Source organism: Curtobacterium sp. C2H10 (genome assembly GCF_025407985.1).
Lineage (GTDB): Bacteria > Actinomycetota > Actinomycetes > Actinomycetales > Microbacteriaceae > Curtobacterium.
Genome location: NZ_JABXGF010000082.1, coordinates 1 through 9009 on the forward strand (window position 1 = coordinate 1; position 9009 = coordinate 9009).

The following is a 9009-nucleotide window of genomic DNA, read 5'->3' on the forward strand; positions in this document are numbered from 1 at the left end:
CGACAGCCCGTCGTCCGCACCCTCCGCCGCCTCGCCGGCGACGGGCCCGTCGTCGTGGTCGCGAGCCACCGGCCCGCGCTCGTCGCGGCGCCGCACGTCCGCGTCGACGTGCGGCCGGACGGCGCGGTCGCAATCACCCGTGTCGACGGGCGACCTGGTGGCGCGGTCGCGGTCACCCGGGCGGACGGGGTGCGGGCATGACCCGGGAGGCGCGAGGGGCCCACGACGCCGGTTCCGGTCCGACGCGCCAGCGGCGGGGCGGCCGTGCCGGCGGGGACGCCTCCGTCCTGCGGCTCGCGATGCCGCACGGGGCCGGTTGGGCCAAGGCGGTCACGGCCGGTGCGCTCAGTGCGGTCTGCGCCGTGGCGCTCCTCGCCGCGAGCGGGTACCTCATCACGCGTGCGGCCGAGCACCCGCCGATCCTCTACCTGACGCTCGTGATGGTGGGTGTCCGCGCGTTCGCGCTCGGCCGTGCGGCGCTCCGGTACGTGGACCGCCTCGCCGGACACGACGCCTCGTTCCGGCAGCTCGCGGTCGTGCGCACCGAGATGTACCGCCGACTGTCGTCGATCGCTCCGGCGGGACTCGGCTCCACCGGTCGCGGCGACCTCCTCACGCGGCTCGTCACCGACACCGATCGGCTGCAGGACCTGCCCATCCGCGTCGTCGGCCCGCTCGTGTCCGCCGGCGTGGCCGCGCTGCTCTCCGTGGTCGCGGTCGCGTTCGTGTCGGTGCCGGCGGCGCTCGTGCTGCTCGTCGCCCTCGCCGTGGCCGCGCTCCTCGGGTCGGTCGTCACCCTCTCGATCGCACGGCGCTCCGACGAGCAGACGGCCGCGGAACGCGGGCACGTCGCCGACCTCGTGCTCGACTCGGTGCGGACGCTCGACGTCTTCGCCGCCTACGGCACGCTCGACGAACGGCTCGACCACATCGCCCGGCTCGACGCCCGGGTGACCGCGGCCGTGCGGCGCCGGGGGACGGTCGAGTCACTCGTCGGGGCCCTGGTCGGCCTCGTCGGGGGTGGCGCGGTCATCGGGATCCTGGCCGTCGGCGCCCCCGCGGTCGTCACCGGCGCGCTCGACGGACCGCTCTGGGCCCTCGCCGTGTTCGTGCCACTCGCCCTGTTCGAGGTCGTCGGCGGGTTCCCGCTCGCGGTGCTGACGCTGCGCCGGGTCCGAGCCGCGGCCGACCGGGTGGAGCGGGTCGTCCCGGCGGAGGTGCCGGCCGGCATCGTCCCGGAGCCGGACGCGGACGCCGATCCCGCTTCGCTCGTGGTCGACGGGCCCGTCGCCGTCTCGCTGCGCGACGTGACGGTGCGCTGGCCCGGTGCCGCGGCGGCCGCCGTCGACCGGGTGTCGTTGGACCTCCGACCCGGCGAGGTCGTCGTGCTCGAGGGACCGAGCGGCGCGGGCAAGTCGACGCTCGTGGACGCGCTCGTCCGGTTCGTCGACCACGAGGGCTCGTACACGCTCGACGGGGTCGAGGCGAGGGACATGCACCCCGACGCCGTCCGCGCCCGCGTCGGGCTGATCGAGCAGGACCCGTTCGTGTTCGACCAGTCCGTGCGGCAGAACCTGCTGTTCGCCCGCGACACCGCGACCGACGAGGACCTGCTCGCCGTGCTCGACCGGGTCGGGCTCGGGGCGTGGGTGCAGCGACGCGGTGGACTCGACGCGGGCGTGGGGGAGCGCGGTGCCCTGGTGTCCGGCGGGCAGGCGCACCGGCTCGCGCTCGCCCGGGCGCTCCTGCACGCGTTCCCGGTGCTCGTGCTCGACGAGCCGACGGCCGACATCGACCCCGACCTCGGCGACACCGTGCTGCGCGACCTCGTCGGGGCCGCGCGGCAGGACGGCAGGACGGTCGTCGTCGTGTCGCACGTGCCGGTGGCGGCGGACCTCGTCGACCGGACGCTGCGGATGCGCGACGGGCGGCTCGCTGCGGTGTGAGCCGAGCACCGGTCGGCGGTGGGTCGACTCCGGTGCGGTGATCCGTTCCTCCAGGCTTATATCCTTGATGACCGGAGCGCGTCCGACGGACGTGATCCGTGCCTCCAGACTGAATGAGAGTTCCGTGACCACCGAGCCGTACCCCGAGGACCCGAACGCCTACGACTTCCGTCGTCTGCAGGAGAAGTGGCAGCCGCGCTGGGAGGAGCTCGGGCTCTTCACGACCGACCTCGACGACACGCGTCCGCGGAAGTACATCCTCGAGATGTTCCCGTACCCGTCCGGCGACCTGCACATGGGGCACGCCGAGAACTGGGCGCTCGGCGACTTCGTGGCGCGGTACTGGCGGCAGCAGGGCTTCAACGTGCTGCACCCGATCGGCTGGGACTCGTTCGGGCTGCCGGCCGAGAACGCGGCGATCAAGCGCGGGGTCGACCCGAAGGACTGGACCTACGCGAACATCGAGCAGCAGAAGGCGTCGTTCAAGCGCTACGCGCCGTCGTTCGACTGGACCACCGAGATCCACACCTCGGACCCCGAGTACTACAAGTGGAACCAGTGGCTGTTCCTGAAGATGTACGAGAAGGGGCTGGCCTACCGCAAGGACAGCTGGGTCAACTGGGACCCGGTGGACCAGACCGTCCTCGCGAACGAGCAGGTGCTGCCGGACGGCACCTCGGACCGCTCCGGTGCCGTCGTCGTCAAGAAGAAGCTGACGCAGTGGTACTTCAAGATCACCGAGTACGCGGACCGGCTGCTCGACGACCTCAACCAGCTCGAGGGCCGGTGGCCGGCGAAGGTCATCGCGCAGCAGCGGAACTGGATCGGCCGCTCGGTCGGCGCGGACGTCGACTTCGTGATCGAGGGCCGCGACGAGCCCGTCACGGTGTTCACCACGCGTCCGGACACGATCCACGGGGTGACGTTCCTCGTGGTGGCGCCGGATTCTGACCTGGCTGCTGCGCTGGTGGCTGACGCATCCGTGTCGGACGACGTCCGGGCTGCGTTCGACGCATACCTCGTCGCCACGCAGAAGACGTCGGAGATCGACCGGCAGAACGCCGACCGCCCGAAGACCGGTGTGCCGCTCGGTCGCTTCGCGATCCACCCGCTGACGGGGGAGCGCCTGCCGATCTGGGCCGCCGACTACGTGCTGGCCGACTACGGCCACGGCGCGGTCATGGCCGTCCCGGCGCACGACCAGCGCGACCTCGACTTCGCGCGGGCGTTCGACCTGCCGGTGAAGGTCGTCGTCGACACGAACGCCGCGGTGACCGGGGCGATCCCGGTGATCCCCGAGGGCGCCTCGCTCGACGACCTGCCCGCGCTCGACCCGGTGTCGACGGGTGAGGCCCTGACCGGCACCGGTCGGATGATCAACTCCGGCCCGCTCGACGGCATGTCCAAGCAGCACGCGATCACCGCGGCGATCTCCCTGCTCGAGGAGCGCGGCACCGGACGTGCCGCCAAGACCTACCGCCTGCGCGACTGGCTCATCTCGCGCCAGCGCTTCTGGGGCACCCCGATCCCGATCATCCACGGCGCCGACGGCACCGAGCACCCGGTGCCGATGGACCAGCTGCCCGTCCGGCTGCCCGACACCGAGGGGCTCGACCTCAAGCCGAAGGGCACCTCGCCGCTCGGTGGCGCGACCGACTGGGTGAACGTGCCGAACCCGGTGGACGGCACCCCCGCGCTCCGCGACACCGACACGATGGACACCTTCGTCGACTCGTCGTGGTACTTCCTGCGCTTCCTGGCGGCGACCGACGACACGCAGGCGTTCGACCCCGCCGTCGCACGCAAGTGGGCCCCGGTCGACCAGTACATCGGCGGCATCGAGCACGCGATCCTGCACCTGCTGTACGCGCGCTTCGTGACCAAGGTGCTGTTCGACCTCGGCTACCTCGACTTCACCGAGCCGTTCTCGGCGCTGCTCAACCAGGGCATGGTGCTGTCCGGCGGCTCGAAGATGTCGAAGTCGAAGGGTGGCGTCTCGCTCGGGGACGAGCTCGACGCGAACGGTGTCGACGCGATCCGCCTGGTGATGGGCTTCGCCGGGCCTCCAGAGGACGACATCAACTGGGAGGACGTCTCCCCGTCGGCCTCGGCCCGCTTCCTCGCCCGTGCCTACCGGCTGGCGCTCGACGTCACGTCGTCGCCGGACGTCGTGTGGGCGGACGGCGACCGGGCCCTGCGGCAGGTCACGCACCGGTTCCTGGCCGATGCGCCGGGGATGATGGAGTCGTTCAAGTTCAACGTCGTGATCGCGCGGCTCATGGACCTGGTGAACGTCACCCGCAAGGCGATCGACAACGGTCCGGGCGCGGCTGACCCCGCCGTCCGCGAGGCCGTCGAGACCATCGCGCTCGGCCTGAGCGTCTTCGCGCCGTACACCGGCGAGGAGATGTGGGAGAAGCTGGGCTACGAGGCCACCGTCGCCACGTACGGCTGGCGGAAGGCCGACCCGACGCTGCTCGTGCAGGAGTCGCTGACCGCGGTCGTGCAGGTCAACGGCAAGGTGCGGGACTCGTTCGAGGTGTCGAAGTCGATCGAGCCGTCGGAGCTGGAGGCGCTCGCACGGGCGTCGGCGAACGTCCAGCGGTACATCGGGGACCGCGAGATCGTGAAGGTGATCGTGCGGGCGCCGAAGCTCGTGAACATCGCGATCAAGGGGTAGCGCGCCGTTCGTCCTCCACAGGTGGGGCTGGAGGACGGTCGTCCACCGATCGTCGTTGCGGGGTCCGGCCGGGTGGTCGGGCTCCGTAGCGTGCGGGCATGTCGTCTGGTGATGGTGGAGCCACGGGACCGTCCAGCGGGGCTGGGGCGGCGTCGGCGGGTGGGTCTGCGCGGTCGTGGGCCGCTGGGCTGGCGTTGTCGCCGCGGACGGCGGTCCTGCTGGCAGGGCTCGTCGTCCTGGTCGCCGGGGTCGTGGTGGCGGTCGGGTCGTGGTCGGGTGCGTCATCGTCGGCGGGCGGTGGGGGCGACGGTCCGCTGTCGCTGGCGGGTGCTCCGTCAGCGGTGCCGTCCCGTTCTCCGGGTGGGGGTCCTCCGTCCTCGTCGGCGGCCCCGCTCGTGGTCGTGCACGTCGTCGGGGCGGTGGCACGTCCGGGCATCGTGACCCTGCCCGGGGGCAGGCGTGTGTCTGATGCGGTCGAGCGGGCCGGGGGCGCTCGTGACGACGCGGACCTGGCTCGACTGAACCTCGCGCGGGTGCTGGTGGACGGTGAGCGGTTGTACGTGCCGAAGGCGGGGGAGACGGACATCCCGGCAGCGCTCGAGGGTTCGGGCGGGAGCGGTGGCAGCGGTGCTGGAGCCGGTTCGGCCGGTGACGGTGGTGCCGGGTCTGCCGTCGATGCCGTCGTCGACCTCAACACGGCCGATCAGACCCTGCTCGAGACCCTGCCCGGGATCGGGCCGTCGCTTGCGGGCCGGATCCTCGCATGGCGCGACGAGCACGGACGGTTCGCCGCCGTCGAGGACCTGCTCGACGTCAGCGGCATCGGTGACGTCCGGTTCGCGGAGCTCCGCGACCGCGTGCGGGTCTGATCGGGGCCGGCGGTGGCGGTCGACCTCGCTCCCGGCGTGCGGGACCTGCGAGTGGCCGGTCCCGCGACGGCCGCGTGGGTGTGCGCGGCGGTGCTGGTCGGGGTGCCCGGCAGCGCGGGGTGGTTCGGGCTCGTTGGCGCGGCCGTCGCGTGTGGCGGCATCGCGTGGCTGGTGGCGGGGTGTCCGCGGCGGGCTCTGGGCGTCGTGGGACTCGTGGTGGCGTCGGCCGCGTTCTGCACCACGGTGGCGGTCGCCGTGGTGGTCGGCGGCGACCGGCGGAGCCCTGCCGTCCTCGACGGTGTCCGGACGGCCGCCGTCGAGGTCGTGCTCGACCGAGACCTCGCGGCTGGTGACTTGTCGGTCGTCGGCACCATGGCGCGCGCTGGGGACGCCGCGGGACTGCGCGTGCCGGTGCGGGTCGTCCCCGCAGCGGAGGGCGCGCCCGAAGCCGTCGCTGCGGGGAGTCGGGTGCGCGGGGTGGCGACGCTCGAAGCGGACGAGCCGGGGAGCACGACGTCGTTCGTGGTGTTCCTGCGCGGTGAGGTCCGGACCGACCCGCCGACGGGACTCCTCGCGGCCACCGATCGAGCGCGCCGGGCGTTCGTCTCCGCGAGCGCGACCCTGCCGGAACCCGGAGCCTCGTTGTTGCGCGGTCTGGCGATCGGCGACCGGAGCGGACTCGACCCCGCGACCGAGGCCGCGATGGAGACCTCGGCGCTCACCCACCTGACCGCCGTGTCCGGCGCGAACTGCGCGGTGATCGTGGGACTCGTGGTCGTGCTGGGGCGGGTCGTCGGCCTCCCGCGAGCGGGTCGGGCGGTGGTGGCGATCGCGCTCCTGCTGGCGTTCGTCGCACTGGTCCGTCCGGACCCCTCGATCGTGCGGGCGACGGTGATGGCGGTGGTCGTGCTCGTGGTGCACCTCGCGGGACGCCCGGTGCGTGGGGTCCCGCTGATCGCCCTCGCCGTGGTCGGGATGCTCGTCGTCGACCCCTGGTACGCCCGGTCGTTCGCGTTCGCCCTGTCGGTGCTCGCGACGAGTGGGATCGTGGTCCTCGGTCCGCCGCTGACGGCGCTGTTCGCACGACGGGTGTGGACGCCGGTGGCGGCAGCGCTCGCGATCCCCGTCGCGGCGCAGCTCGCCTGCTGGCCGGTCACCATCCCGTTGTCGGCCACGTTCCCGACCTACGCTGTCCCGGCGAACCTGCTGACCGAGCCGCTCGCGCCCGTCGTCACGGTGATCGGGCTCGCCGCGTGCCTGACCGCGCCGCTGTGGCCGTGGGGCGGTTCGGTGCTCGCCGCGGTGGCGTGGGCGCCCGCCAGCGCGATCGGAGGCATCGCGCACGGAGCGGCTGCGCTCCCGTACGCCGCCGCGCCCTGGCCAGCCGGAGTGCTCGGGGTGGTCGGCGCCGCCGTCGTGAGCGCCTCGGTCGCGGTGGCGGTCCTCGCGCCCCGAGCGGTCCGCTTCCGCCTGCTCCTCGCCGCGTGCACGGTCGCAGCGGTCGGGATCGTGTCCGTCGCCGTGCCGCGACTCGTCGTGCGCGCGGGGCTGCCCGGTGACTGGGCCGTCGCCGCGTGCGACGTGGGACAGGGTGACGCGGTGCTCGTCCGGGGCGGGAGCGGCACCGCACTGGTGGACGTCGGCGACGATCCGGAGCGACTCAGCGCCTGCCTGGACCTCCTCGGCGTCGACCGGGTCGACCTGCTCGTGCTGACGCACTTCGACCGGGACCACGTCGGTGCGGTCGCGTCGGTCGCGGACCGTGTGACGACCGCGCTCGTCGGGCCGACGGGTCGGGCCGAGGACGAGCGCGTCCTCCGGTCGCTCGTCGACGCGGGCATCGACGTCCGCACGGCCGACGACACGACATCGGGCACGCTCGGGCCGCTCCGGTGGCGGGTGGTGTGGCCGCGGTCGGGTGCGCGGGACGCCGGCAACGACGCGAGTCTGGTCCTCCGCACGGAACCCGGGCCGGGCTGCACGTCGTGTGTCGGCGGGCTGTTCCTCGGAGACCTAGGGGAGACCGCGCAGCGCCGGCTCCGCGGTGTCCTGGCGTCCCGGGCCGACACCGGAACGCAGGCCCGGCCCGGGACCACGATCGAGGTCGTGAAGGTGGCGCACCACGGTTCGGCCGACCAGGACCCGGTGCTCTACCGCGAGACCGCGGCCGCGGTGGGGCTCATCGGCGTCGGTGCGGACAACACCTACGGCCACCCGACCCGCTCGGCGCTGGACGTGCTCGAGGCCGCTGGCACCCGCGCGTACCGGACCGACCAGCAGGGGACCGTGGTCGTCGGACGGGACGGACCCGACGCCCTCCGGGTGTGGACGGAGCGCTCGGCGTCAGCGGTCGCCCGTAGGATCGAGGCATGGCCGCCAAGAAGCCCGTCCGCGCCGCAGCGAAGATCGACCAGGTGCCCTGGTCGGGCATCCGCCCTGCGCCGGTGGTGCTCGTCACGGGGCCCGAGACCTTCCTCGCCGAGCGAGCGAGCAGCGTCCTGCGTGACCTGCTCGTGGGCGAGGACCCCGCGCTCGAGGTGCACGACCTCGAAGCCGACCAGTACGCACCCGGCCTCCTCGCCACGCTCGCGAGTCCGTCCCTGTTCGGCGAGCCCCGGCTGGTCCGGGTCAGCAACGTCGAGAAGTGCACCGACGCGTTCATCACCGAGACGATCTCGTACCTCGGTGCCCCGGCGGACGACGTCACGCTCGTGCTGCGCCACGGCGGGGGAGTGCGCGGCAAGAAGCTGCTCGACACGATCCGCAGCGGTGTCGGCGGGGGCGTCGAGGTCCAGTGCGACGAGCTGAAGCGCGAGACCGACCGGATCGACTTCGTCACGGCGGAGTTCCGCGCTGCCCGACGCAAGATCGCGCCCTCGGCGGTTCGCACCCTCGTCGCGGCGTTCGCGGACGACCTGGCCGAGCTCGCGGCCGCGTGCCGGCAGCTCCTCGCGGACGAGGCAGCCGAGATCACGGACAAGGTCGTCGACAAGTACTACGGCGGTCGCGTCGAGACGAACGCGTTCAAGGTCGCCGACATCGCACTCGCCGGCCGTTCGGCTCCGGCCATCGTCGAGTTGCGGCACGCGCTCTCCACGGGCGAGGCTCCGGTGCCGATCGTGGCGGCGTTCGCGTCGAAGATCCGCACGATGGCGAAGGTCAGTGCATTCCGCGGGCCGAGCGGGCAGGCCGCCTCAGCGCTCGGCATGGCGCCGTGGCAGGTGCAGCGGGCACAGCGTGACGTCGCGGGGTGGAGCGAGTCCGGGCTCGCGAACGCGATCATCAGCATCGCCGAGGCCGACACCGCGGTGAAGGGTGGCTCGCGCGACGCGCACTACGCGCTCGAGGTCATGGTCCGCACCATCGCCCGGCGCGGCGAGGCGCGCTGAGGCGAGCCGCGCCTCCTGAACTGCGCACGCGACGCGAGTCGGACGGCACCGCACGCGCGTTGCGACGTTCTGCGTGTCGATCGACACGCAGCATGTCGAAACGCAAGTGTCACGCCGCCGCGCGC

5 protein-coding genes and 1 pseudogene are annotated in these 9009 nt (G+C 73.1%); all 6 read left to right on the forward strand.

The annotated features are described in order from the left end of the window. The coding region (locus HWD93_RS17765) for a hypothetical protein (protein WP_261647534.1) at positions 1-201 on the forward strand (201 nt) is incomplete at its 5' end. After that, the gene (cydC, locus tag HWD93_RS17770) at positions 198-1946 is read left to right on the forward strand and encodes a thiol reductant ABC exporter subunit CydC (protein WP_261647535.1); all 1749 of its coding nucleotides are present in this window, start codon (positions 198-200) and stop codon (positions 1944-1946) included. The genes HWD93_RS17765 and cydC, both read left to right, overlap by 4 nt. A 67-nt stretch (positions 1947-2013) precedes the next feature. Next, positions 2014-4626 carry a leucine--tRNA ligase gene (gene leuS, locus HWD93_RS17775; RefSeq protein WP_306577606.1) on the forward strand — a complete coding sequence of 871 codons (2613 nt, stop codon included), beginning with the start codon at positions 2014-2016 and terminating at the stop codon, positions 4624-4626. A 401-nt stretch (positions 4627-5027) separates the two neighbouring features. Continuing rightward, positions 5028-5495, forward strand: coding sequence for a ComEA family DNA-binding protein (locus HWD93_RS17780; RefSeq protein WP_261647537.1), 468 nt, complete (start codon positions 5028-5030; stop codon positions 5493-5495). A gap of 372 nt (positions 5496-5867) precedes the next feature. Continuing rightward, positions 5868-7496, forward strand: a pseudogene (locus HWD93_RS17785) (ComEC/Rec2 family competence protein); the annotation flags it as partial. A 368-nt stretch (positions 7497-7864) separates the two neighbouring features. Next, positions 7865-8884: a DNA polymerase III subunit delta gene (gene holA, locus HWD93_RS17790; protein WP_261647538.1), complete on the forward strand. Its 1020-nt coding sequence runs from the start codon at positions 7865-7867 to the stop codon at positions 8882-8884. Positions 8885-9009 lie beyond the last annotated feature (125 nt).

Coding starts and splice junctions, on each gene's coding strand:
- holA (WP_261647538.1), top strand. CDS start 7,865: ATGGCCGCCAAGAAGCCCGTCCGCGCCGCAGCGAAGATCGACCAGGTG.
- cydC (WP_261647535.1), top strand. CDS start 198: ATGACCCGGGAGGCGCGAGGGGCCCACGACGCCGGTTCCGGTCCGACG.
- leuS (WP_306577606.1), top strand. CDS start 2,014: ATGACCGGAGCGCGTCCGACGGACGTGATCCGTGCCTCCAGACTGAAT.